Genomic DNA, 24,873 nt, shown 5'->3' on the forward strand with positions numbered 1-24,873 from the left:
TCATAGAACAACCCTTACATCAACACTTTGATAACAATGGCTGATTAAAACAGCAATTAAATTGGTCAGACCAATTACAATTTATAAACAGATGGGCATGTAACGTGCTAGGGGTCACGGTTTATCTTTTTAGTTTTAAAAGAATATGAATGGGATGTGTCGCGAAAAGACAGCGAGAAGCGAGAAGCGAGAAGCGAGAAGCGAGAAGCGAGAAGCGAGAAGCGAGAAGCGAGAAGCGAGAAGCGAGAAGCGAGAAGCGAGAAGCGAGAAGCGAGAAGCGAGAAGCGAGAAGCGAGAAGCGAGAAGCGAGAAGCGAGAAGCGAGAAGCGAGAAGCGAGAAAATCTTGGAAGGTTGACGTGAAAGCGTCAACCTTTTTTTCTGGATTTTAGACGTAAGTCCCTAACAATAAACTCTGTATCAGATACCTACTCAGCATCTATAACGTGCACCTCTCGAAGGGCGCAGCCCGTTCTAAATTCTCGTAGGACGAAGTCCGTTCTCGAAGCGCAGCGTTCTAATTTCTCGATTCTCGGAGCGAAGCGTTCTCACATCTCTAAGGGCGTAGCCCGCTCTCGCCCTACTTCGCCTCGATATGATCTATCATCAACTGCAGCGACTGATTACCACGAAACTCATTGATATCGAGCTTATAAGCTAATCGAACCGTTTTAACTGATGCATCAGGCCAACGACGTAAGTCGACATTAAAGGCAATACCATCGATCAGAATATTGGTCGGATGGCCTTTGTGCAAAGGCTCGAGCATTAGTTTGAGGTGTTTCTCCCCCACCAGCTTTTGATGCAAAACTTTAAACTCTCCATCAAAAACAGGCTCGGGAAACGCCTGCCCCCAAGGACCACCTGAGCGCAGCATTTCAGCAATATGCATTGAGAACTCCTCTGGCGCCAATTCGCCATCGGATAAAATCACACCTTTGAGCGCTGCATCATCTAAGTCCTGTTTTACCGCCTCATCGAATAACTGAGAGAAACGTGCAAAGTTTTTTTCCTCGATGGTTAAACCTGCCGCCATTGCATGGCCGCCAAACTTAATGATCATTCCAGGATTCTGGGTATCAATGCGATCCAATACATCTCTCATGTGCAAACCGGGAATTGAGCGACAAGATCCCTTAATCGTCCCCTCCCCTCCATCAGCAAACGCGATGACCGGACGGTGAAACTTCTCTTTGATACGTGAAGCCAGAATACCGATCACGCCCTGATGCCAGTCTCTTTGAAACAACACCAAACCATGTGGCATATCAGTTTCACCGAATTGCAGACGCTCACAGAAAGCCATCGCTTCCTGTTTCATGCCTTCTTCGATCTCTTTTCGTGTCTGATTCAGACCATCCAGTTCACTCGCCATACGACGAGCAGCATGAATATTGTTACTCAACAGCAACTCAACGCCAAACGACATGTCATCCAAACGTCCAGCCGCATTGATGCGCGGTCCTAGAGCAAAACCGAAGTCAGACGCAACCAGCCGACGAGCATCACGCTTGGCTACCTCGATTAAGGCTTGAATACCTGGTCGCGCTTTACCGGCGCGAATTCGCTGCAAACCCTGATGAACTAAGATTCTGTTGTTTTCATCCAGTGGCACCACATCGGCAACCGTGCCTAATGCCACTAAATCAATCAGTTCCATCAGCTTTGGTTCAGCCATTCCTTGTTGGGTAAACCAACCATTTTTGCGCATATGTACACACAGCGCCATCATCAAGTAGAAGGCAACACCAACGCCCGCCAAAGCTTTAGAGGGAAAAGCGCATTCCTGCAAATTGGGATTGACCATTGCGTCAACATCTGGCAGTTCGTGACCAGGCAAGTGGTGATCAGTCACCAGCACCTGCAACCCCTGCTGCTTGGCGTAACGAACACCTTCAATTGAAGATACACCGTTATCCACCGTCATAATGACTTCAGCGCCAATTTCAATCGCCTGGTCAACGACCTCTGGGCTGAGGCCGTAGCCATCTTCAAACCGGTTTGGTACCAAGTAATCAACATTGCTTGAGCCAAGCATACGCAACGCCAGTACAGATAACGCTGAGCTTGTCGCGCCATCGGCATCGAAGTCTCCCACGACAATGATGCGTTTATTGGTTTGCAGTGCACTAAACAGAAGATCTACTGCTTTATCGATTCCATGTAGCTTTTGGTATGAGTGCAGAGCACGAACTGTCGTTTCTAACTGCTCAATGGTACGAATTCCGCGAGAGATATAGATACGTTTAAGTAACGGTGCAATGGAGTCGGGAAGTAAGCTTAAATCAGCTTCAGGTCTGCGTTGAATTTCTATCATAGGAAGTATCAGAGCCTCAATGAAGAGGCTCTTTTCAAATTACTGAGTTTGTTGAAGACGTTGGAGTAACTGTGCAGGAGGAAGATACCCACCGACCATTTCACCATTTGGAAGGAAAATCGCTGGTGTACCGCTAATACCTAACTCACGTCCCAGTGCAAAGTGCTGCTTGATGATTTGCTGGTATTTCGCATAGTCCTCGCCTTGCTCAGGAAACTCACGATTCACTTTTCCGTTATGCATCGCTGACTGAGGATCTTTTGCGCCCCAGATTGCCGCCATTTGATCAGCAACAGAACCCGTCGCACCTTGGCGAGGGTATGCCATGTAGCGAACAGTAATACCAAGTTCGTTGTAACCCTTCATCTGGTTGTGCAGGCGAACACAGTAACCACAAGTAATATCAGTAAATACGGTTACAACATACTTCTCGTTATCCGCCTTGAACTCAATCATACTGTCTTTGAATGCTTCAATCTTCGCCGCATTTAGGGGCGCCTGACGCTTAGCAAGAACATCTTCATATTGACCTTCTGCATCCAGCTTATACAAGGTACCCGCTAAAAAGTAATCACCCGATGGCGTTGCAAATAAAACACCACCACTGGTTTGAACTTCAACCAAACCTTCAACTTCAGCAGGAACCACATCTTTGACTTCAAGACCAAGCTTGGCAAAACGCTGCTCAAGCAGTTCCTTGTCAAACTTAACTTCAGCGGCAGAAACGGTCTGAGTAGCCAAAATAAATGGTAATGTCAGTAACGTCATTCGGCGTAATACGCTCATTCAATTCACCTTAAATCAATCATGTTATAGCCAAGAGACACTATGCTCTTGGGTGGTGTTCACTATGCAGCTGCTTCAATCGCTCCGTCGCTACATGAGTATAAATTTGTGTTGTCGACAAGTCACTATGCCCCAATAGCATCTGCACGACACGCAGATCAGCACCATAGTTGAGCAAATGTGTCGCAAAAGCATGTCGTAAAACATGAGGAGAAAGCTGCTCAGTATCAATCCCGGCTAACACAGCATAGTGTTTGATTCGATGCCAAAATGTCTGGCGCGTCATTTGACGAGCTCGCTTACTCGGAAAAACGACATCCGAAGTTGTTTCTCCAAGTAATTCAGACCTACCTTGCTGCAAAAAAGTTTCAATCCACTCGATAGCATTTTCACCCAGCGGAACTAAACGTTCCTTGCCACCTTTACCTGTGATTCTTACCACCCCTTGTCGCAGACTGATGTTTTCCATTGTCAGACTGACGAGTTCAGTGACACGCAATCCAGTAGCGTACAATAACTCAAGCATCGCTTTGTCACGTAACTCCATTGCATCATTGGGATCTGGCGCACTGAGAAGTGCTTCAACTTGTTCTTCACTTAAGTCTTTGGGTAGTCGTTTTGGCAGTTTGGGACTGATGAGTAGTGCACTGGGATCATCACCGCGAATTTTTTCTCTATGTAGATACTGAAAAAGACGACGAATCGCTGATAGCATTCTTGCTCGCGAGGTTTGTTTATAGCCTGAGTCAGCAAGCCAAGACTGATAGTCTTGAAGTCCAGAGAGGCTGATAAAATCGAGACGATAGTTGTTTGCTGCCATCCACTTCAATAGTTTTACCAGATCATTACGGTATGAATCTAAAGTGTTTTCTGACAACCCTCTCTCCATCCACATTGAATCTAAAAACTGCTCAACTATTCCTTGATCAGGTGACATTTGTTCAGACACAGCAAACCTCTTTATTTCGTTATGCGCTCAAATGTAAGTTCCTAAGAGTAATAAAGCTATAAAAATTCATCCTACCGACGGATATTCGCTGCAAAGCTCGCCATTTTGTGTTTAGAATTCACCATCAATTCTCCAATACAGAAAAGAATACTATGAAAATCGGTCTATTTTACGGCTCAACCACTTGTTATACCGAAATGGCAGCAGAGAAGATCCGTGCCATTATTGGTGAAGACCTTATTGATATTCACAATGTTAAACAAGCGTCTCTGTCTTTAATGGCTGACTATGATTTTCTGATTTTGGGGATTTCAACATGGGATTTTGGCGAGATCCAAGAAGACTGGAACGAACTTTGGGATCAAATAGAGAGCCTGCCACTGACAGGAAAAACCGTTGCTCTGTTTGGTCTGGGCGATCAAGAAGGTTACGGCGAATGGTATTTAGATGCCATGGGCTTTCTGCACGATGAAGTGAAAAAAGCGGGGGCTAACGTCGTTGGATATTGGCCAAACGATGAAAACTATCAGTTTGAAGCTTCGAAAGCTCTCACTGAAGACAAAAGCCATTTTGTCGGCCTTGCACTAGATGAAGACTCACAATATGAGTTAAGTGATGAACGTATCGCTACTTGGGTTGAGCAAATTCTGGTTGAATATCAAGAGACGCTGTAGCGTCGAGCGTCGAGCGTCGAGCGTCGAGCGTCGAGCGTCGAGCGTCGAGCGTCGAGCGTCGAGCGTCGAGCGTCGAGAAAAGCTTGAAGGGTTGGCACACTGCGTCAACCCTTTTCTTTTAAGTAAAATAAACAACAATGTCCGTAAACGGAGGTTCACGCTCAATAACCGCCTCTCGAAGGACGAAGTCCGTTCTCGACTCTCTAAGCGCTGCGCTCTAGCTATCTATAGAGCGCAGTCCGTTCCTAAACCTAGCCCAATCAAACACTAGCCCAGGGTCTGTCTTACGCAGTGGCGCTATATACTGATGTCCTGTGATGCGCGGAAGTGTGATTAAAGGATACTCGTGCTGAATCTGCTGAGTTAGTTCAGTCAATGCTTGATATTGCGCATCGGTGTAGGCGACAAAGTCACTGCCTTCTAGCTCAATGCCTATCGAATAATCGTTACACTTTTCACGCCCAGCAAAGCTCGACTTTCCCGCATGCCAAGCTCTAGCTGTAAATGGAACAAACTGTACGACCTCACCATCACGACGAATTAAGCAGTGCGCCGAAACACTCATTTGATGGATGACCTTAAAGAATGGGTGCTGCTCAGGATCCAACTTGCCAGTAAAAAACTGCTCAATATAAGGACCACCGAACTGCCCAGGCGGGAGGCTGATGTTATGTACCACCAGCAAAGAGATGTCTTGTGGCTCGCTTCTTTGATCGAAGAATGGAGATTCAACTCGTCGCGCTTTACTGTACCAACCCTGCTCATCAATCATTTTGCTGCTCGTCATATTATCAGTCCTCACGATTTTATCTGTTTGACCATGAAATGCGAGATTAATGGCTGAATTTCACTCTCAGTCAGCGTATCATGCCCACCTCTTGTCCAACTGCGTATTAGATTTGCGATGAAAAACACACACAATAGCCAAGAACGTCTCGAATACTTGAAACAACAACTTCCCCTAGAGATCTCCCGAGCAGTCGCGGATACCATCAAAGAAGATCTTGGTGGCACACTTGACCCTGCTGCTGATATTACCGCAAGTCTAATTCCCGCAGATGCCCACAACGAAGCAACCATTATCACCCGCGAACACGGTGTCTTCTGTGGCAAAGCTTGGGCTGATGAAGTGTTTAAGCAACTAGGTGGCGAAGTCACCATCGAATGGAATGTCGAAGATGGTGACAAAGTAGAGCCAAATCAGGTTCTTTGTACTCTTTCAGGTCCTTCTCGCGCGCTACTTACAGGTGAACGTAACGCGATGAATTTCATCCAAACACTTTCTGGCTGTGCAACTACCACCGCTCAATATGCTGAAAAGCTGGAAGGTACTGGCTGTCGTTTGCTTGATACCCGCAAAACCATTCCAGGTCTACGCAGCGCACTAAAATATGCGGTAGCTTGTGGTGGTGGCTTCAACCACCGCATCGGTGTTTTCGACGCCTACTTGATTAAAGAGAACCACATCATCGCCAACGGTGGTATCACACAAACAATCAAAACGGCTAAAGAGCTAAATCCAGGTAAACCTGTCGAAGTTGAAACAGAAAGTCTTGCTGAGCTACAAGAAGCGATTGAAGCAGGTGCAGACATCATTATGTTGGATAATTTCACAACCGATATGATGCGCGAAGCCGTGAAAATTAATGCCGGTCGTGCCGCACTAGAAAACTCCGGTAACGTCACTTTAGAGACTCTACGTGAGTACGCGGAAACGGGTGTGGATTACATCTCTGTTGGAGCATTAACTAAACATATCAAGGCGATGGATCTTTCCATGCGCTTTAAATAAAAACATCAGCACTAACTGATCACAATAGAGGCCTTCAAGCCTCTATTTTTTCCCACAACGTCAAATCCTTCTGACACTTATGTGCAAAAAAGGATTATTTTGCTCTCTTCTTGTCCAGAACAACTCACTGCTACATACCTTATCCATTCTCTCCCTCGTATTCTTTTGCCACACCCCAAAAAAACTAGAGATGAGAAAGATGGCAACGAAGCAAAAGAATAAAGGCTTTACCTTAATCGAATTGATGGTCGTTGTTGCGATTGTGGCGGTACTTGCAACATTAGCGATCCCCAGTTATCAAAACTACGTAACCCGCGCTCATGCCAGTGAAATGCTCAATGCATCCATGACCATCAAGACTGCGGTTTCCATTTGTCTCATCCGAGGGGAGCCCAATTGCACCTCTGGTAATGGCGACGTTCCTTTAGCACAAGATCTTGGCGACTTTTCAGTCGCGTCAATTACCGACGCAACAAGCGGGCGACAGAGAGTGCGAGCGTCAATCAATCCCTCAAAAACAAAAGGTAGGTTAAAAAATGGTGATATGGTGGACTTAATCCCTGAAGTGTCTTCTGGGGGAGTGATATGGAGTGTTGTATGCACATCGATTGATGGTACTGCGGATAACTGGTGCCCTAAAAACTAATGCTAACCACATTGCCTTCAATATTAAGACAAGCAAGTATTCTTAATCACCAACAAGAATCCTTACTACTTAATCACATCAAAGCTTCTGGTCAGTCGGCACCCGAAGCTTTGATATCATTGAAGTTATTGAGCTCTGGTCAGCTAACTAAAGTGCTCTCCCAACTTTTCGAGCAACCAGAAACCAACCTCGAACAATTTGAATATGCGAAGTTATGTAACACGCTAGGCTTAAGGGAACTGATCACACGATTTTCTGCGTTACCAATTGAGCAAAGTGGACGAGTTCTAACGGTCGCCGTCACCGATATTACACATAGTGAAATTGAAGAGGAGTTTCGTTTTGCTACCGGATTTCAAATAGATCTCGTGTTAGCCGACTTCCAGCAACTTCAAGGCGCTATACGGCGCGTTTATGGAAAAGCAGACGTCACTCTGCACGCTAATTTTGGACGGGACATTAATGAGCAGGAACTGGCTTCATTGGTTGACATTACTCAGGAGGAAATGGCATCGGTTGAAGATCTTAGCCAAGATGACGCGCCTGTAAGTCGCTATATCAATCAGATCCTTTTAGATGCGGTCAGGAAAACCGCTTCAGATATTCATTTCGAGCCCTATGAACAATCATATCGTGTCCGTATGCGTTGTGATGGGCTACTGGTAGAAAGTCAGCAGCCACCTCATCATTTAAGCCGACGACTCACCACCCGACTCAAAATACTTGCCAAGCTCGATATTGCGGAGCGACGACTTCCGCAAGATGGCAGGATAAAACTGAAGCTAAGCCAACATGCAGCAATAGATATCCGAGTGTCTAGCTTACCGACATTATGGGGAGAAAAAATTGTGGTTCGTCTGCTAGATAGTCGTTCTACGACCCTCGACCTTGATTCACTGGGATATACGTCTCATCAAAAGCAGATCTATCTTCAAGCCCTCAACAAACCTCAAGGACTCATTGTGGTTACAGGACCGACAGGAAGCGGGAAAAGTGCCTCCCTGTATACTGGCTTAAAAATTCTCAATACCCCCCAGATTAATATCTCCACAGCAGAAGACCCGGTAGAGATCAACCTAACGGGTATTAACCAAGTTCAGATTCAACCGCATATCGGTCTCGACTTTTCTAAGACTCTTAGAGCATTTCTGCGCCAAGACCCAGATATTATTATGGTGGGTGAAATACGAGATCGTGAGACAGCAGAAATTGCCGTTAAGGCCGCTCAAACGGGCCATCTGGTATTAACCACGCTTCATACCAATTCCGCTTCCGAAGCCGTTTCTCGATTAAAAAATATGGGGATTGAATCTTATAATCTTTCTTCATCGCTGAGTCTGGTGATTGCACAACGCCTCGCTCGCCGTCTATGCCCTCACTGCAAACAACGCCTCAATCCGTCAGCGTCTATAAGAAAACAGTTTGAACTACCAGACGACACCACTCTCTACCAAGCTCACGAGCAGGGATGCAGTGAATGCAACAACGGTTATTCCGGCAGAGTAGGACTCTATGAGTTGATGGCATTCAACGAGGCTTTACTTAATGCGGTCGGTGCTGAGAGAAGCAGTCAAGAAATTGAAAACCTTGCCAGAGAACAAGGCATGATGACTCTGAAACAAGCGGGTGTGGAAAAGTTGCTCTGCGGAATTACAAGCTACCAAGAACTTCAACGTGTGCTCTATTTATAACGTGGGGAAATGATGACGCTTAAACACCGACCTCAAATAAAAGCCTTTATCTGGAAAGGCATCAACCGCTCTGGGTCAAAAGTTACGGGGCGTAGTTTTGCCTATAGTGACTTCGAGGTAAGACGTGAACTCAAGCTGAATCATATAAACGAGATTCAAATAACCGTACGTCCATTATCCATGGTCGAACGCTTCACTCAGCAAGTAAAAGCGAAAGATATTACGATTGTGACCCGTCAAATCGCGACTATGCTCTCCACTGGCATGCCGATTATCTCAGTCCTTAAATTGGTCGCGACGAACCAGAGCAAAGGAGAAATGAAATCGATACTCATGAAACTTTCCACAACAATTGAAGTCGGCGTTCCTCTGTCTCAGGCACTGGGGATGACCAGCGTTCATTTTGATCCAATGTATCGCGATTTAGTGATAACTGGAGAGCAGACCGGCAAACTCACTGACGTATTTGAGCGATTGGCCAGCCATAGAGAAAAATCCGATCAACTCAAATCCAATGTGGTTAAAGCATTAATATACCCAAGCATGGTAGTGCTAACCGCGCTAATCGTCTGTTACTTAATGCTGACACTGGTTATTCCTCAGTTTGAATCTATATATGCTGGCTTCGGAGCCGACCTTCCTTGGTTAACTAAGCAGGTACTGCACATATCTTCGCTCAGCCAAGATTATCTCTGGGTGATCTTGCTACTCTTCTTTCTAATCTGTCTGACTTTCAAGTCTGTTAATAAGCGCTCTACGCGCTTCACCTTACTATGGAATCAATGGCTACTCGCTGCACCTATACTTGGCAAAGTACTAGGACAAGCCGCCATCGCTAGATTTAGCCGCACAATGGCGACAAGCTTTAGCGCTGGCCTACCTATTCTTTTATGTTTGGAAACGGCGGCGCGAACAGCGGGAAATCTCTACTATCAAAAAGCACTGGAGCGTGTCACGACAAACACTGCATCGGGTATGCCGATGTATGTCGCGATGAGACAGTGTGAAGCATTTCCAGAAATGGTTTTACAAATGGTCATGATTGGTGAAGAAGCAGGAAAATTGGATGATATGCTCAACAAAATTGCGGATATATACGAGGCTAGCGTAGAAAGTAGTATTGACACCCTTGGCAAAACGCTAGAGCCACTTATCATCATTTTCCTTGGCTCGACAGTCGGAGGGCTAGTTGTGGCAATGTACCTACCAATCTTTAACTTAATGAATGTCTTAGGGTAGTATACTCAAGATATAATATGTGAAATTGAACAGTTGACTCCTATATGGACATTTTTGACTTCAATCCTTGGCTTTTCCCTATTTTGGCGACAGTGTTTGGTCTGATTATTGGTAGCTTTCTCAACGTGGTTATTCATCGCCTGCCGCTTATTATGGAACGGGAATGGCGTCATGAATGTGCTGAAAGCTTTCCTGAGTACAATATCGAGCCACCACAGGGGACTTACAATCTGAGCGTACCACGCTCGAGCTGCCCAAAGTGTCAAACGCCGATTCGTTTCGTTGATAATATTCCTATCGTCAGTTGGCTGATACTCAAAGGTCAATGTCATCAATGTCATGCGAAAATTAGCGCACGTTATCCATTGGTAGAGCTGCTCAGTGCTGCGCTCTCATTCGTGGTTGCCTATCAACTTGGCTTCAGCTATTTCACGATTGCCCTAATTTTCTTCACCTTTGTTCTGATTGCAGCCACATTCATTGATCTCGATACCATGCTGCTTCCCGATCAACTCACCCTACCTTTGACTTGGGCCGGTATCCTACTCTCTCTGCTCCAGATTAGCCCTGTATCACTGCAAGATTCAATTATAGGCGCGATAGCTGGTTACCTATCTTTATGGTCTGTTTATTGGTTATTCAAATTGATAACTGGCAAAGAAGGCATGGGGTATGGTGACTTCAAACTTCTTGCGGCGCTGGGGGCTTGGCTGGGATGGCAATATCTGCCAATGGTTATACTGCTATCTTCTGGCGTAGGACTCATTTTTGGTTTAATCCAACTCCGACTGAAACAACAAGGTATCGACAAAGCATTTCCATTTGGCCCGTACCTAGCTATCGCAGGCTGGATTTGTATGATGTGGGGAAATGACATTTTGGATTGGTATCTGAGCAATTTTCTAGGAATTTAATATGACACTCGTCATCGGACTCACTGGCGGCATCGCGAGTGGAAAAACAACCGTCGCAAATATTTTCCACCAAGAATTTGGAATTGAAATTGTTGATGCAGATATCGCCGCTCGTCAGGTCGTAGAGCCAGGTAGTGATGGATTACAGCAGATTGCGCAACATTTGGGACCTGAAGTTATTCAATCAGATGGTGCGTTAAATCGTGCTAAGCTAAGAGAAATTATCTTTGCCGATCCCACTCACAAGGAGTGGCTTAACAACCTACTCCATCCAATGATCAGACATAAGATGCTAAACGATCTTGAAAATGTCCGCTCTGAATACGCACTGCTTGTCATTCCATTAATGGTAGAAAATAACCTGCAAACCTTAGCTGATAAGGTGATTGTGGTGGATGTCGACCCTGAAACTCAAATTCAGCGTACGGTTAAACGTGATCACGTAGACATCGAGCAAGCCAAAGCAATTCTTGCCTCTCAAGCGACACGCGAACAGCGACTCGCTATCGCCGATTACGTGATTAAAAATAATACAAAAAACCAAAAACTTTTGTATCAAATCACAGAATTACATAAAAAGTTTCTAGAAATATGTAGGGTAAATCTGTGAGAATAAAGGATGAAGAATCCAGAGCTGCCGATTAATGACAACGCATTATTTTGAACATCCACTGAACGAGAAAACCCGTATATATTTGAGGGTTGAGGCTTTACTCAACCAACTAAATATTGCCGCTCAGTTCAGCGATAATATGCAGCATCTGATCTTCTACCGTTCACTGTTTGACTTACTGGAAATCTTTGAACAGATTCAGTTGAAAAGTGAGTTGGCTAAAGACATCGAAAAGCAGCGCCTCGCTTACCGTTCTTGGTTAAATGTCGAAGGCGTCGATCAAGAGATGCTGCGAGAGGTTCTGAACGAAGTTGATAGCGTTCACAGTGAACTGATGGCCGCCGAGCGTTTTGGACAAAGTCTCAAAGAAGATCGCTTTCTTAGCACCATACGCCAAAGGTTTAATCTTCCTGGCGGCTCATGCTGCTTTGATCTTCCGGCTCTCCATCATTGGTTACACCTACCACTTGAGCAGAAAAAAACTGATGCTCATCAGTGGTTGAGTACCCTTCAACCCCTAGCAAAAGCACTGAATCAGTGGCTAAAACTAACCCGAGAAGCTGGCCATTTTAGAACCATACATGCCAACTCTGGTTTCTACCAAAGTGACGCTGACGAAGCCAATATCTTACGCCTTGAAATACCGATGCATTTCGGCGTCTATCCTATGATTTCGGGCCATAAGAACCGTTTTGCGATTAAATTTATTGAATTCAAAACAGGCCAAGCTTCCATCGCGAACGTTGAATTTCAACTTGCCGTTTGTTGCTAAACACAATCACTAGTTAACGCGTTATACTACTTCAATACTATTTTGGGTATTTAGAGAACCATCATGTCAAAAATTACTACCGTACCCTGCCCTCAATGTGGCACCAACGTTATTTGGGGAGAGCAAAGTCCTTACCGTCCATTTTGCAGTAAACAGTGCCAAATGATTGATTTTGGCGAGTGGGCTGACGAAGAAAATACGATTCCCGGCGCACCGGATATGTCAGATGCTGACGGTTGGTCGGAAGACCAATATTAAGTAGCGAGTAGTGAGTAGCGAAAATACTAAACATTGAAGAGCTGATGTGAGAACATCGGCTCTTTTTGTATCCAACGTATTACTGAGGTTGCCAGTAAATGAGCACCGATGACAACGGTAGAGAGGAAAATGGCAAGTTATAAGCAAAGCATAAAAAAGCGGAGGCCTAAAGGCCTCCGCTAATACTATGAGAACGCTAGTTATAGCATTACTTCTTAGCAAGTTTCTCTTTGATACGAGCTGACTTACCAGAACGCTCACGTAGGTAGTACAGTTTGGCACGACGTACTGCACCGCGGCGTTTAACTTCAATGCTATCAACCATTGGAGAGTGTGTTTGGAACGTACGCTCTACACCTTCACCGTTAGAAATCTTACGTACTGTGAATGCAGAGTGTAGACCACGGTTACGGATTGCGATTACAACGCCTTCGAAAGCCTGTAGACGCTCACGCTCACCTTCTTTTACCTTAACTTGAACAACAACTGTGTCACCAGGTGCGTAGTTAGGTAGGTCTTTTTTCATTTGCTCTTCTTCAAGAGCTTTGATGATGTTACTCATTTTCAATATTCCTAGAATAAACTGATACTAAATTTAATAGGTTACTAAGTTCGAGATTCAGAAATGAATTCGGCTAGTAATTGTTCCTGTTCGTCAGTCAGAGCTAGGTTTTCCAGGAGCTCTGGTCTTCTTAACCAAGTGCGGCCTAACGACTGTTTTAGTCGCCAGCGACGAATATCCCTATGGTTTCCAGATTTGAGTACCGCTGGCACTTCTTTACCATCTAGAACCTCAGGCCGCGTATAGTGAGGGCAATCTAACAAACCATTTGCGAAAGAATCTTCTTCCGCTGACGCAAAATCTCCAAGCACACCCGGAACAAACCGAGAGACTGAATCAATTAGCGTCATGGCTGGTATTTCACCACCCGTCATCACAAAATCACCAATCGACCATTCTTCGTCGACTTCAGATTGAATGACACGCTCATCTACCCCTTCGTAGCGACCACAAATCAGAAGCAAGTTCTCGTTTGTTGCCAGCTCTTCGACACCTTTTTGGTCAAGTTTTCGACCTTGAGGTGACAGGTAGATTACCTTCGTCTTACCTGGTGATGCCTGTTTGGCTGCGTGGATAGCATCGCGCAAAGGCTGAACCATCATAAGCATGCCAGGACCACCACCATAAGGTCTGTCATCGACAGTGCGATGTTTGTCGTGCGTGAAATCACGAGGATTCCATGTCTCAATCGACAAAAGACCTTTTTTAACCGCTTGACCTGTTACTCCGTAATCAGTAACGCTGCGGAACATCTCAGGAAATAGGCTAATTACGCCAACCCACATTGTTCAATCGCTCCGTTACTTGGAGTTAGAATCCAGGATCCCAGTCAACTTCGATCCGTTGAGCTTCGCGATCAATATGTTTGATCACTTGCTCTTCAAGGAACGGAATTAGTCGTTCCTTTTGCCCAAAAGCATCTTTTAGATTTGCTTTAATCACCAAAACATCGTTGGAGCCAGTTTCTAGCATGTCAGAGACAATGCCTAGATCGTAACCTTTATCGGTTACTACTTGCATACCAATCAAATCACGCCAATAGAACTCGTCTGATGGCAATTCTGGTAATACAGCAGGGTCAATAGAGATTTCAAAGTTAGTCATCAGTTGCGCGTCTTCACGTACATCAAGACCTTCCAGCTTTACCACCAAACCTTTGTTATGGCGCTTCCAGCTTTCTACTTTGTACTCGACCCACTTTTCACCTTGCTTGATAAACCAAGGAGTGTAATCAAATATGCTTTCGGTATTGTCTGTGTAGGAAAAAACCTTGAGCCAACCACGAATGCCGTAAGTAGCACCAAACTTGCCTACAACAATCTTTTCGTCACTCATTGTTTCTTTACCTTTCATCGACATAAGCTAATTTCTACTTCTAAAAAGAATTAAGCCGCTTTTTGAGCGTCTTTAACTAGCTTAGCTACGCGGTCAGATAGAGATGCGCCTTGACCAACCCAGTGGTTAACGCGATCTAGGTCTAGACGTAGACCTTCTTCTTGACCTTGAGCTGTTGGGTTGAAGAAACCAACTTTCTCGATGAAACGGCCAGTTGCTGCATTGCGGCTGTCCGCTACTACGATTTGATAAAATGGACGCTTTTTAGCGCCGTGACGTGCCAAACGAATGGTTACCATGTCGTCCTCTTTGCTTTCTCAAAAATAAAATTAACCCCAGAAACCATTTATCTCTAAATAGTTTGGGGCTCGTGCCAAAATAAAGCTCCGGAATTTTACTCTTATTCCGGAGCAATGCAAGGTCTTTAGCTACTTTTTCACCAACATAAAACGAGTTCTAAGTTTGTGACACAGCTAACACCTTGAAATATTGTTGCTGACTAAGTTTAGCGACCAAATGGGTTGAAGCCACCGCCCCCCATGCCACCCATCATGCCTTGCATGTTACGCATCATGCCCTTCATGCCACCTTTTTGCATTTTCTTCATCATCTTCTGCATCTGGGTGAACTGTTTCAGCAAGCGGTTAACGTCTTGTACCTGAGTACCTGAACCCGCTGCGATGCGCTTTTTACGTGAGCCTTTAATCAATTCTGGGCGTTGACGCTCTTTCATCGTCATAGAGTTGATGATCGCTTCCATCTGTTTGAACATCTTGTCATCAACTTTATCTTTGATGTTGTCTGGTAAGTTGCTCATACCTGGCAACTTATCCATCATTCCCATCATACCGCCCATGTTTTGCATTTGACCTAACTGTTCACGGAAGTCTTCGAGATCAAAACCTTTTTTCTCTTTAAACTTCTTAGCGAGCTTTTCGGCCTTTTCTGTATCTACGTTGCGCTGTAGGTCTTCAATCAAAGACAGTACATCGCCCATACCCAAAATACGAGAAGCAACACGATCAGGATGGAACGGTTCTAGTGCATCGGTTTTTTCACCGACACCTAAGAATTTGATTGGCTTACCTGTAATATGACGAACAGAGAGGGCCGCACCGCCACGCGCATCACCATCAACTTTTGTCAGGATGACCCCCGTCAGAGGCAATGCATCACCAAATGCTTTGGCCGTATTCGCCGCGTCTTGACCCGTCATTGCATCAACAACGAATAGGGTTTCTACAGGATTAATCGCAGAGTGGAGGTCTTTAATCTCCGCCATCATTAGCTCATCTACCGCCAATCGACCCGCAGTATCGACAACAAGAACGTCGTAGAACTTTTTCTTTGCGTGATCAATTGCAGCATTGGCAATGTCAATCGGCTTCTGGTCAGCAGAAGATGGGAAGAAATCAACACCAACATCAGCAGCAAGGGTTTCTAGCTGCTTAATTGCCGCTGGACGGTATACGTCGGCAGAAACAACCAAGACTTTCTTCTTGTCTCTTTCTGTCAGTAGCTTAGAAAGTTTACCTACCGATGTGGTTTTACCCGCACCCTGCAAACCTGCCATTAAGATAACAGCAGGTGGTTGAGCCGCTAAGTTTAGCGCTTCATTTGACTCACCCATGACACCTTCAAGTTCATTTTGAACAATCTTAATGAACTCTTGGCCAGGAGTGAGCGATTTCGACACTTCTACACCAACGGCTGCTTCTTTAACGCGTTTAATAAAATCACGTACAACAGGCAATGCAACGTCCGCTTCAAGAAGTGCCATTCGCACTTCGCGCAACGTATCTTTAATATTATCTTCGGTCAGGCGACCTTTACCGCTGATATTTTTCAGCGTTTTGGATAAGCGATCCGTTAAATTATCAAACATCTTAGTCTCTTTACCTAGACGGTTTGCAAGGAGTTTCGCCCTTTAAAATGGCGACAAATTACTATGAGTATACCTTAGCCAACCCATGCTTGACACTGCCTAGATGAGTTTTGACCTCTCAAGTCACGCAAATGAACGAGATAAGTCATAGCTCAAGCCGTTGATGCAGGGTATAATTTGTTAAAAATCCACCAGCTTATAGAGAATAATGGACAACCTAATCGCCGTTGTTGCTGCAATACTCTATCTATTAGCGATTGCAACTATAGTCCCGGGCCTTGTTCACCAAACAGGCATCCGTGTCAAAACTGTCTTTGTCAGTGCATTTGTTGCGTTGGCATTTCATGCTTGGCTGCTTAGCGATCTCATTTTAGGTAGTTCGGGGCAGAATCTTAGTATTCTAAATGTCGCCTCACTAATCAGTTTTATCGTATCGCTGGTGATGAGCGGAGCGATGCTCAAAACTCGCCTGTGGTTTTTATTGCCAGTCGTCTACAGCTTTGCTGCGATTAATCTTATTGCCGCCGCTTATCTACCGAGCACCTTCATTACTCATCTTGAACAAGATCCAAAGCTGCTGATACATATCTCGTTCGCTTTGTTCTCCTATTCAACCTTGACCATTGGTGCACTGTACGCTCTGCAATTAGCTTGGCTTGATCATAAATTAAAAGCGAAGAAAGCGTTGGCGATTAATCCAAATCTGCCACCTTTACTTATGGTGGAGAGACAGCTCTTTAATATCATTTTAATCGGAAACCTGTTACTCACCGGAACACTTCTAACCGGTTTTGTCTTCGTGCAGGATATGTTCGCACAAGGTAAAGCACACAAGGGCATTCTTTCCTTCATTGCTTGGATTGTTTACTCAGTGCTTCTATGGGGCCACTATCGTAAAGGTTGGCGTGGTCGTAAAGTTACATGGTTTGCCGTCGCTGGCGCAACTTTACTGACCCTTGCCTATTTTGGCAGTCGCTTTGTTCGCGAGATAATCTTGAACTAGTTGATTAAGAAAGGTGCATCTGATGCACCTTTCTTTTACAATGTTCAGTTCTTTTTTTGAAATTGACTTCACTGACAAACTAGGTCATAAATTAACCAAACATAACAAGGAAAAGATAAGCTTTGGACGACATATCAACGGGTATCTTATTTGCGCTACTCGCGTGTCTTATTGTTATTTCAGGATATTTTTCAGGTTCAGAGACAGGGATGATGTCTCTAAACCGCTACCGACTCAAACACCTTGCCAACCATGGTCATAAAGGTGCTAAACGCGTAGAAAAACTGCTTGATCGCCCTGATCGACTGATTGGTTTAATCTTAATCGGCAATAACCTAGTAAATATTCTTGCCTCAGCGATTGCCACTATTCTCGGTATGCGTTTATTTGGGGATTTAGGCGTCGCTATTGCGACCGGTGCCCTCACCCTAGTCATACTCGTCTTCGCAGAAGTGACCCCAAAAACCCTTGCAGCTCTGTATCCCGAAAAGGTTTCTTACGCTAGTAGTATCTTACTCACGATTCTAATGAAGGTGCTGTCACCTCTTGTTTTACTGGTCAATTTTATCACCAATGGTTTTATCCGCTTACTTGGCATAAAGGCAAACCACGGTGCCGAAGATCCGCTGAGCTCTGAAGAATTAAGAACCGTTGTAAATGAAGCCGGCAGTTTAATCCCTCGCCGCCACCAAGACATGCTGATATCGATTCTCGACCTCGAGCATGTCACCGTTAACGACATTATGGTACCTCGCAATGAGATTACCGGTATTGATATCAACGATGACTGGAAATCTATCGTACGTCAGTTAACCCACTCTCCGCATGGTCGAGTTGTTCTATATCGCGATAAGATAGATGAAGTGGTGGGTATGTTACGTTTACGTGAGTCTTACCGCCTGATGTTGGAAAAAAATGAGTCGACGAAAGAGACACTTTTGCGTGCGGCGGATGAAGTCTACTTTATTCCAGAAAGTACGCCTCTCAATGTCCAATTACTCAAGTTCCAACGCAATAAAGAGCGCATCGGTTTAATTGTCGACGAATATGGCGATATTATCGGCTTGATTACCTTAGAAGACATTCTTGAAGAGATCGTAGGGGAATTTACCACCTCTATTGCACCAAGTCTGTCTGATGAGATCAGCCCACAAGGTGATGGTAGCTTCCTGATTGAGGGCAGCGCCAATATCCGAGATATCAATAAAGGACTTAAGTGGTCTCTACCGACTGATGGACCTAGAACCTTAAACGGTCTAATCCTTGAGCATTTAGAAGATATCCCAGAAAGTCACCTCAGCGTGCAAGTATCTGGACACCCGATGGAGATCGTCGAGTTGGAAGAGAACCGCATCAAGCAGGTAAAAGTCTTTCCAAAACTGAAGTCGAAATAAATCGATTTCATTGAACCACATTCAAGATCAAAAAAGCCTTGGACTGACCAAGGCTTTTTAATACTCAGAGGAAAACGTTAGTCTTCAGTAACACTGAATAAGTTTTCCATATTCAGACCTTGCTTGATAAGAATTTCTCTTAATCGACGTAGGCCTTCTACCTGAATTTGGCGCACTCGCTCGCGAGTTAGATTAATCTCACGTCCTACTTCTTCGAGCGTTGAAGGCTCATGCCTAGTAAGCCGAAACGACGCGCTAGCACTTCTTTCTGCTTAGGATTCAGTTCATCTAACCAATGAATAAGCGAGCTCTTGATATCATCATCCTGCGTCGAAACTTCAGGGTCAGAATTGTTAATATCAGGAATGATATCCAGCAAGGCTTTTTCGCCATCCCCACTGATCGGTGTATCAACCGAGCTTATACGCTCATTCAAACGCAGCATCTTACTGACATCATCAACTGGCTTATCGAGTTGTATTGCAATCTCTTCAGCGGTTGGTTCGTGATCGAGTTTCTGTGATAGTTCACGCGCTGTGCGCAGATAGATGTTTAGCTCTTTGACAACATGGATAGGTAAACGGATAGTGCGAGTTTGATTCATCAAAGCACGTTCAATGGTTTGGCGGATCCACCAAGTAGCATAAGTAGAGAATCTAAATCCACGTTCTGGATCAAATTTCTCAACCGCTCGGATCAAACCAAGATTACCCTCTTCGATAAGATCTAATAGAGCAAGGCCACGATTGCTGTAACGTCGGGAAATTTTTACAACTAGACGCAGATTACTTTCTATCATGCGTTTACGTGCGGCCTCATCGCCACGAAGAGAGCGCCTCGCGTATAGAACTTCTTCTTCTGCTGTGAGTAGTGGAGAAAAGCCAATTTCGCCTAAGTAAAGCTGTGTCGCATCTAAGCTTTTGCTTGATGCATCAAACTCTTCTTTGGAGTCCTCAGTTAAATCTAATTTAGTGGATTCGGTAGTTTGAAACGTATCCATCGTTTCGTCACTAACTTCGAATGGTTCGACTTTCGTTGCTGTATTGCTGATACTCATAGCGCCTCCCCTTGGCGAGCTAGCAAGACATTACTACGTCTAATGTCGCTATTTTACTCTAATAGTAAATTTTATGGTAAGTAGCGTTTTGGATTGACTGACTTACCTTGATAGCGAATTTCAAAGTGCAAACGAACACTACTGGCTCCGGAGCTGCCCATTGTTGCAATCTTTTGGCCTGCTTTTACACTCTGTCCTTCGTGTACTAGCAACCGATCATTATGTGCATATGCACTGAGGTAATTGTCGTTATGTTTAATAATCACGAGATTACCGTAACCGCGTAGCGCATTGCCTGAATAAACGACGGTGCCACCTGCTGTTGATACGATAGATTGACCACGCTGTCCTGCGATATCAATACCTTTGTTCCCTTGATCTCCAGCAGAGAAGTTTTTGATTACTCTCCCTTTTGTTGGCCATAACCACTTGGAAATTTTGTTGTTGTTTGAAGTTGATTTACTGGCTGTGTTGGTCACTTTTTGTTTGTCGTTAGAACCAACATACTCCTTTGATTTCGATTGATCAACCTTCTTAGGAGGATCTTTTTTAACCTGTGTTTGATTGTTTTTTGTACTACTTGGAGTAACCTTTTGATTCGAGTTTTTACTCGACACTGTACTCGTTTGTGGTTTCGACGGTACTGCTGCAACCGCGATTGCAGCTCCAGCACCTGTACCACCATAGGCTGGAGCATTGTATGCAGGTTGCCATAACTTAAGCTTCTGACCAGGGTAAATCGTGTAAGGCGCTTTTAATGAGTTGTAGCTAATTATCTCATTAACATCCTTATCAGTAACATAAGCAATGAAATATAGCGTGTCGCCTTTTTCTACCTGATAGTAACTGCCTCGATAACTGCCACGAGAAACAGAGCCATAGTCTTTTTGAAGACCAGCTACTGGTGCAGGCGAATGAGCAGCACATCCAAATAACATACTGCTTAATCCAAGAATGAGAAGTAAGACGATACAACGCTTCATTACTATGCGAGGTCACCCGCGACTAAAGGAACAAAACGCACCATCTCAATGATCTCTGAACTGAATTGATCATCTTGGCGAGTGATCTTTAACAGTTGCTGCTCTTCTGTTCCAACCGGGATAACCATAATACCTTTATTATTCAGTTGCTCTAGTAATGCAGAGGGCACCGATTCGGCTGCCGCTGTGACGATAATGGCATCAAACGGTCCCTTAGCTGGCCAGCCTTGCCAACCATCGCCATGCTTAGTCGATACATTATATATATCTAACTGTTTAAGGCGCCTTTTCGCTTCCCACTGCAATGCTTTAATACGTTCGATAGAGTAAACATGATCGACAAGCTGCGCTAACACCGCAGTCTGATAACCCGACCCCGTTCCTATCTCAAGAACACGACTGTCTCTGCTTAGCTCTAACATTTCTGTCATTTTAGCGACAATGTAGGGCTGTGAAATTGTCTGTCCCTGACCAATAGGCAACGCGTTATTATCATAGGCTTGGTGCATCATCGCTTGAGAGACAAATTGCTCTCTAGGAAGGCGATAAATAGCATCAAGTACCTTTTTATCTTGTATGCCACTCGCGACAAGAAAGTCGATTAATCTGTCAGCATGTGGATTGACCATTGTTACTTATCCTTTAACCAATTATCCATACTCGCAAGAGACTCATGGGCCGTAAGATCGACTTGAAGCGGAGTGATGGACACGTAACCGCGTTCAATGGCAAAAAAGTCGGTACCTTCACCCGCATCTTGTTCTTTGCCTGGAGGACCAAGCCAATAAATATCATGACCACGCGGATCTTTCTGCTTAATCATTGCTTCTGCGTGATGGCGCGCACCAAGTCGAGTCACCACAGTGCCTTTCAGCTGTTCAGGCTTCACATCAGGAACATTAACATTCAGTAAACGGTTCGTTGGGATCGGTGATCGAGCATGCTGAGCAACCATTTGACGCGCAATATTGGCGGCAGTTCCAAAATGATGTTTGCCAACTAAAGAGAAAGCAATGGCTTGGACACCAAGAAAATGACCTTCCATCGCTGCCGCAACCGTGCCTGAATAGAGCACATCATCACCAAGGTTCGCACCATGATTAATGCCCGTTAAAACAAGATCAGGCAGTTGATCTTTCATCAATTCGTTGAGAGCAAAATGAACACAATCCGTCGGCGTACCTTGCACAGAATAGACCTGTGGAGCTATTTGATTCACTCGCAAAGGCTGCTCTAACGTCAGAGAGTTGGAAGCTCCTGAACGGTTACGGTCAGGGGCAACAATCGTCACCTCTGCCATATCGCGTAGCGCATCTGCCAGAGTATGAATGCCTTCCGCATGCACTCCATCATCGTTACTGAGCAATATTCTCAGACGTCTATCGCTCATTGGTATTGGCGCTCCACTTCGATCTCTTCAATGAGTTCTCGAATAATCGCTGTCGCGAAACAACCAGCGTCCAGAGAGAAGGTTAGCGTTACATTATCTCCCTCGACTTCCCAACTCAGATCTTGAGGCATCAAGCCAATTTCACGACGATCATGGCGCATTCTATTACCACGAATCAATGCCATCAGATCGGGTTCCGCATCTAAATGAGGTTGCTCAAGCGTTAAAGCCTGATTATTGGTAGGCAGTTCATTGTCACCGGCCAAAGCCGCTGTAAGCTGGACATCCCCTTGCATCAACTGGCTATTGACTTGATCTAAGCTGTCAAGTTCAACGGTTTGTAATGCTTTATCTTGTAGGATCAAATCACCATCGACAGCTTGCGTGAATAGACCTTTTTCAATCCGCTCAGAAACAATGCGGTTAAAAATCCATGAACGTGCCGCAGAAAGGTACATACTGCGTTTGTTTTGGTTGCGCGTGCGAACATTTTCACGTCCCCAGCGTCTTGCCTCGCTAAGGTTGTTGCCTTGATTACCAAAACGCTGACTACCAAAATAATTTGGCACACCGACTTTACTCACCGCTTCTAGGCGCTGTAAAACATCAGCGACATCGGTGACTTCCGAGAGAGTGATAACAAATTGGTTCCCAACCAGATCGCCTGGACGTAACTTCTTGTTATGTCTATCTGTCGCCAATATCTCTATGTTCGGATATTGAGCAAGGAACGAAGAGAAGTCAGGTGTATCACCTTTAGGTAGATGAATGCTCAACCACTGCTCTGTAACAGCATGGCGATCTTTTAGACCAGCCCAACTGACATCCTTAGATTTTACACCACATACCTTTGCCAACTCGTTAGCGACAAAGCTGGTGTTTTCCCCGCTTTTACGGATGCGCACCATTAGATGCTCACCACTGCCAGTAAACTCAAAACCAAGATCTTCATTAACTTGGAAATGTTCTGGTTTGGCTTTTAGCTTACCTTTAGACGTTGGCTTACCATTTAAGTACGCCAATGAAGATAGAATATCAGACATAGTATTTTCCATACTGAACGAAGGATTGCTGTCGCATCCCCACGTTCAATAAGCTTTGTTATTCTTTAACAAGCAACACAACTGCTTCAGTTGCGATGCCTTCTTTTCGCCCAGTAAAACCAAGGCGTTCTGTCGTTGTTGCCTTGACATTAATATTAGTCAAATCGGTCTCAAGGTCTTGGGCTATAACTTGACACATAGCGTCGATATAAGGCGCCATTTTAGGGGCTTGGGCAATAATCGTAATATCCACATTACCTAAAATATAGCCTTGCTGACGTACTCTCCGGTACACATCACGCAGCAAATCTCGACTGTTGGCGCCTTTCCATTTGTCATCCGTATCTGGAAAGTGTCGACCAATGTCCCCAGCAGCAATCGCACCAAGCAATGCATCACATAAAGCATGTAAAGCCACATCACCATCGGAATGAGCAATCAACCCTTGTTCATAGGGGACCTCGACACCGCCAATAGCAACGGGACCTTCTCCACCAAATTTATGTACATCAAAGCCGTGGCCAATTCGAATCATGAGTTATCCTTTATTTCTCGTCAGATAAAACTCGGCTAACGCTAAATCTTCAGGTTGAGTTATTTTTATATTGTCAGCTCGGCCATGAACCAAAGCTGGCTTCTCCCCAAGCCATTCAATAGCAGACGCTTCGTCAGTAATTGGGCCCCCTTGGTCTAGTGCTTGCGACAAAGCATATCTAAGCGGTTGAGTTTTAAAAAGTTGTGGTGTTAATGCATGCCACAATGCTTCCCTATCAACGGTGTGGTCGATATTTTGTTGAGCATTCGCTCGTTTCATCGTATCTCTGACTGGCGTAGCAAGAATGCCACCGAGTTGATTGGTAATCGCTACCTTAATCAGATTATCGATGTCATTTAGGTCAACACAAGGTCTCGCCGCATCGTGAACCATTGCCCACTGTGCTAACTGATTACTCTCGATGTAATCAAGGGCTGATAGCACAGAGTCCGCTCTTTCCTTGCCTCCAGAGACTCTTATCACCTCTGGATTATTCGCCAAATTGAGTTGAGGAAAATATGGGTCATCATCACTGATGGCGACAATAACTTTGTCGACTAATGTGTGAGTTAAGAGCTTCTCAACAGTATGCTCGAGAATGGTTTTTCCTGATATTTTAAGATACTGCTTTGGACGATCTGCCTGCATGCGACTGCCGACACCCGCGGCAGGAACCACCGCCACAATGGAGAGTGAAGAGGTGAACGTCATTTAATTATTCTCTCCAACGATACGATAGAAAGTTTCACCTTCTTTAATCATACCTAGCTCATGCCTAGCACGTTCTTCGATAGCATCTAGGCCTTGGCGTAAATCGTCTATTTCTGCGAACATTTCATTGTTTCTAGCTTGAAGATTGTTATTCACTTGATGCTGAACCTGCGTTTCAGCGTTCACGGCTTGAAAATCTGAAATACCGTTTTTGCCAAACCACAGTTCAAATTGTAGCCAGCCAAGAATCAAGCATAAGGTCAGTGCAAAAATTCGCATATGATTAATCAAAGAAGAGAAAGATCAAGACCACATATATACCACAA

General features: G+C 44.7%; 28 protein-coding genes and 1 pseudogene. 12 read left to right on the forward strand and 17 right to left on the reverse strand.

What is annotated here, in order from left to right; translation table 11 throughout:
• Positions 1-156 precede the first annotated feature (156 nt).
• Positions 157-390 carry a hypothetical protein gene (locus DA100_RS06075; RefSeq protein ID WP_171052156.1) on the forward strand — a complete coding sequence of 78 codons (234 nt, stop codon included), beginning with the start codon at positions 157-159 and terminating at the stop codon, positions 388-390.
• A gap of 188 nt (positions 391-578) precedes the next feature.
• Here the strand turns inward: DA100_RS06075 and recJ are convergent, their stop codons facing one another.
• Genes recJ through xerD form a run of 3 tightly spaced genes read right to left on the reverse strand, consistent with a single transcriptional unit; the run spans position 579 to position 4,038 of the window.
• The gene (gene recJ / locus DA100_RS06080) at positions 579-2,315 is read right to left on the reverse strand and encodes a single-stranded-DNA-specific exonuclease RecJ (RefSeq protein WP_138971378.1); all 1,737 of its coding nucleotides are present in this window, start codon (positions 2,313-2,315) and stop codon (positions 579-581) included.
• A 39-nt stretch (positions 2,316-2,354) separates the two neighbouring features.
• Complete coding sequence (locus DA100_RS06085; protein WP_138971379.1) at positions 2,355-3,101, reverse strand: thioredoxin fold domain-containing protein; 747 nt, start codon at positions 3,099-3,101, stop codon at positions 2,355-2,357.
• A gap of 40 nt (positions 3,102-3,141) precedes the next feature.
• On the reverse strand, positions 3,142-4,038 hold the full coding sequence (gene xerD, locus DA100_RS06090; protein ID WP_171052158.1) for a site-specific tyrosine recombinase XerD: 897 nt from the start codon (positions 4,036-4,038) through the stop codon (positions 3,142-3,144).
• Between the two features lie 164 nt (positions 4,039-4,202).
• Here xerD and fldB point away from each other — a divergent pair, with 164 nt between their 5' ends.
• The gene (gene fldB, locus DA100_RS06095) at positions 4,203-4,724 is read left to right on the forward strand and encodes a flavodoxin FldB (protein ID WP_138971381.1); all 522 of its coding nucleotides are present in this window, start codon (positions 4,203-4,205) and stop codon (positions 4,722-4,724) included.
• 217 nt (positions 4,725-4,941) lie between these two features.
• Here the strand turns inward: fldB and ampD are convergent, their stop codons facing one another.
• A complete protein-coding gene (ampD, locus tag DA100_RS06105) occupies positions 4,942-5,496 on the reverse strand; it encodes a 1,6-anhydro-N-acetylmuramyl-L-alanine amidase AmpD (protein ID WP_138971412.1) in 555 nt (184 codons plus the stop codon).
• Between the two features lie 132 nt (positions 5,497-5,628).
• Between ampD and nadC the strand changes: the two genes are divergently transcribed.
• From nadC to yacG, 8 genes are all read left to right on the forward strand, one after another.
• A complete protein-coding gene (gene nadC, locus DA100_RS06110) occupies positions 5,629-6,516 on the forward strand; it encodes a carboxylating nicotinate-nucleotide diphosphorylase (protein WP_138971383.1) in 888 nt (295 codons plus the stop codon).
• A gap of 199 nt (positions 6,517-6,715) precedes the next feature.
• The gene (locus tag DA100_RS21485) at positions 6,716-7,162 is read left to right on the forward strand and encodes a prepilin-type N-terminal cleavage/methylation domain-containing protein (protein WP_138971384.1); all 447 of its coding nucleotides are present in this window, start codon (positions 6,716-6,718) and stop codon (positions 7,160-7,162) included.
• Entirely contained in the window at positions 7,162-8,853 is a 1,692-nt protein-coding gene (gene pilB / locus DA100_RS06120; RefSeq protein ID WP_138971385.1) for a type IV-A pilus assembly ATPase PilB, read from the forward strand. Before DA100_RS21485 ends, pilB begins: the two co-directional genes overlap by 1 nt.
• Before the next feature lie 9 nt (positions 8,854-8,862).
• A complete protein-coding gene (locus DA100_RS06125; RefSeq protein ID WP_171052157.1) occupies positions 8,863-10,092 on the forward strand; it encodes a type II secretion system F family protein in 1,230 nt (409 codons plus the stop codon).
• Between the two features lie 44 nt (positions 10,093-10,136).
• The gene (locus DA100_RS06130; protein ID WP_138971386.1) at positions 10,137-11,006 is read left to right on the forward strand and encodes an A24 family peptidase; all 870 of its coding nucleotides are present in this window, start codon (positions 10,137-10,139) and stop codon (positions 11,004-11,006) included.
• 1 nt (position 11,007) lies between these two features.
• On the forward strand, positions 11,008-11,616 hold the full coding sequence (gene coaE, locus DA100_RS06135; protein WP_138971387.1) for a dephospho-CoA kinase: 609 nt from the start codon (positions 11,008-11,010) through the stop codon (positions 11,614-11,616).
• 34 nt (positions 11,617-11,650) lie between these two features.
• On the forward strand, positions 11,651-12,391 hold the full coding sequence (zapD, locus tag DA100_RS06140; RefSeq protein ID WP_138971388.1) for a cell division protein ZapD: 741 nt from the start codon (positions 11,651-11,653) through the stop codon (positions 12,389-12,391).
• A 63-nt stretch (positions 12,392-12,454) separates the two neighbouring features.
• Positions 12,455-12,649, forward strand: a complete 195-nt coding sequence (gene yacG, locus DA100_RS06145) for a DNA gyrase inhibitor YacG (RefSeq protein ID WP_138971389.1) — start codon at positions 12,455-12,457, stop codon at positions 12,647-12,649.
• 208 nt (positions 12,650-12,857) lie between these two features.
• Here the strand turns inward: yacG and rplS are convergent, their stop codons facing one another.
• The 5 genes from rplS to ffh form a co-directional block, all read right to left on the reverse strand.
• Complete coding sequence (gene rplS, locus DA100_RS06150) at positions 12,858-13,211, reverse strand: 50S ribosomal protein L19 (RefSeq protein WP_138971390.1); 354 nt, start codon at positions 13,209-13,211, stop codon at positions 12,858-12,860.
• A gap of 44 nt (positions 13,212-13,255) precedes the next feature.
• The gene (gene trmD / locus DA100_RS06155) at positions 13,256-13,996 is read right to left on the reverse strand and encodes a tRNA (guanosine(37)-N1)-methyltransferase TrmD (RefSeq protein WP_138971391.1); all 741 of its coding nucleotides are present in this window, start codon (positions 13,994-13,996) and stop codon (positions 13,256-13,258) included.
• 25 nt (positions 13,997-14,021) lie between these two features.
• On the reverse strand, positions 14,022-14,570 hold the full coding sequence (gene rimM, locus DA100_RS06160) for a ribosome maturation factor RimM (RefSeq protein ID WP_138971392.1): 549 nt from the start codon (positions 14,568-14,570) through the stop codon (positions 14,022-14,024).
• 26 nt (positions 14,571-14,596) lie between these two features.
• Positions 14,597-14,845 (reverse strand): 30S ribosomal protein S16, encoded by a 249-nt coding sequence (gene rpsP / locus DA100_RS06165; RefSeq protein WP_004410028.1) that lies wholly within the window; start codon positions 14,843-14,845, stop codon positions 14,597-14,599.
• A 206-nt stretch (positions 14,846-15,051) separates the two neighbouring features.
• Positions 15,052-16,431 (reverse strand): signal recognition particle protein, encoded by a 1,380-nt coding sequence (gene ffh, locus DA100_RS06170; RefSeq protein WP_138971393.1) that lies wholly within the window; start codon positions 16,429-16,431, stop codon positions 15,052-15,054.
• A 208-nt stretch (positions 16,432-16,639) separates the two neighbouring features.
• Here ffh and DA100_RS06175 point away from each other — a divergent pair, with 208 nt between their 5' ends.
• Positions 16,640-17,434, forward strand: a complete 795-nt coding sequence (locus DA100_RS06175; protein WP_138971394.1) for an inner membrane protein YpjD — start codon at positions 16,640-16,642, stop codon at positions 17,432-17,434.
• Positions 17,435-17,556: 122 nt separating this feature from the next.
• Positions 17,557-18,828 carry a CNNM domain-containing protein gene (locus DA100_RS06180; RefSeq protein ID WP_138971395.1) on the forward strand — a complete coding sequence of 424 codons (1,272 nt, stop codon included), beginning with the start codon at positions 17,557-17,559 and terminating at the stop codon, positions 18,826-18,828.
• A gap of 77 nt (positions 18,829-18,905) precedes the next feature.
• Here the strand turns inward: DA100_RS06180 and rpoS are convergent.
• The 8 genes and pseudogenes from rpoS to ftsB form a co-directional block, all read right to left on the reverse strand.
• Positions 18,906-19,885: pseudogene (gene rpoS / locus DA100_RS06185) on the reverse strand (RNA polymerase sigma factor RpoS).
• A gap of 71 nt (positions 19,886-19,956) precedes the next feature.
• Positions 19,957-20,868, reverse strand: a complete 912-nt coding sequence (gene nlpD / locus DA100_RS06190) for a murein hydrolase activator NlpD (protein WP_138971396.1) — start codon at positions 20,866-20,868, stop codon at positions 19,957-19,959.
• A 2-nt stretch (positions 20,869-20,870) separates the two neighbouring features.
• Positions 20,871-21,497: a protein-L-isoaspartate(D-aspartate) O-methyltransferase gene (locus tag DA100_RS06195; protein ID WP_138971397.1), complete on the reverse strand. Its 627-nt coding sequence runs from the start codon at positions 21,495-21,497 to the stop codon at positions 20,871-20,873.
• Positions 21,498-21,499: 2 nt separating this feature from the next.
• Positions 21,500-22,258: a 5'/3'-nucleotidase SurE gene (gene surE / locus DA100_RS06200; RefSeq protein WP_138971398.1), complete on the reverse strand. Its 759-nt coding sequence runs from the start codon at positions 22,256-22,258 to the stop codon at positions 21,500-21,502.
• The gene (gene truD, locus DA100_RS06205) at positions 22,255-23,301 is read right to left on the reverse strand and encodes a tRNA pseudouridine(13) synthase TruD (protein ID WP_138971399.1); all 1,047 of its coding nucleotides are present in this window, start codon (positions 23,299-23,301) and stop codon (positions 22,255-22,257) included. The genes surE and truD overlap by 4 nt, the downstream gene beginning before the upstream one ends.
• A gap of 58 nt (positions 23,302-23,359) precedes the next feature.
• Positions 23,360-23,836, reverse strand: a complete 477-nt coding sequence (gene ispF / locus DA100_RS06210) for a 2-C-methyl-D-erythritol 2,4-cyclodiphosphate synthase (protein ID WP_138971400.1) — start codon at positions 23,834-23,836, stop codon at positions 23,360-23,362.
• Between the two features lie 3 nt (positions 23,837-23,839).
• Positions 23,840-24,547 carry a 2-C-methyl-D-erythritol 4-phosphate cytidylyltransferase gene (ispD, locus tag DA100_RS06215; RefSeq protein WP_138971401.1) on the reverse strand — a complete coding sequence of 236 codons (708 nt, stop codon included), beginning with the start codon at positions 24,545-24,547 and terminating at the stop codon, positions 23,840-23,842.
• Entirely contained in the window at positions 24,548-24,826 is a 279-nt protein-coding gene (gene ftsB / locus DA100_RS06220; RefSeq protein ID WP_138971402.1) for a cell division protein FtsB, read from the reverse strand.
• Between the last annotated feature and the right edge of the window lie 47 nt (positions 24,827-24,873).

Source organism: Vibrio sp. Hep-1b-8 (assembly GCF_006124995.1).
Classification (GTDB): domain Bacteria; phylum Pseudomonadota; class Gammaproteobacteria; order Enterobacterales; family Vibrionaceae; genus Vibrio.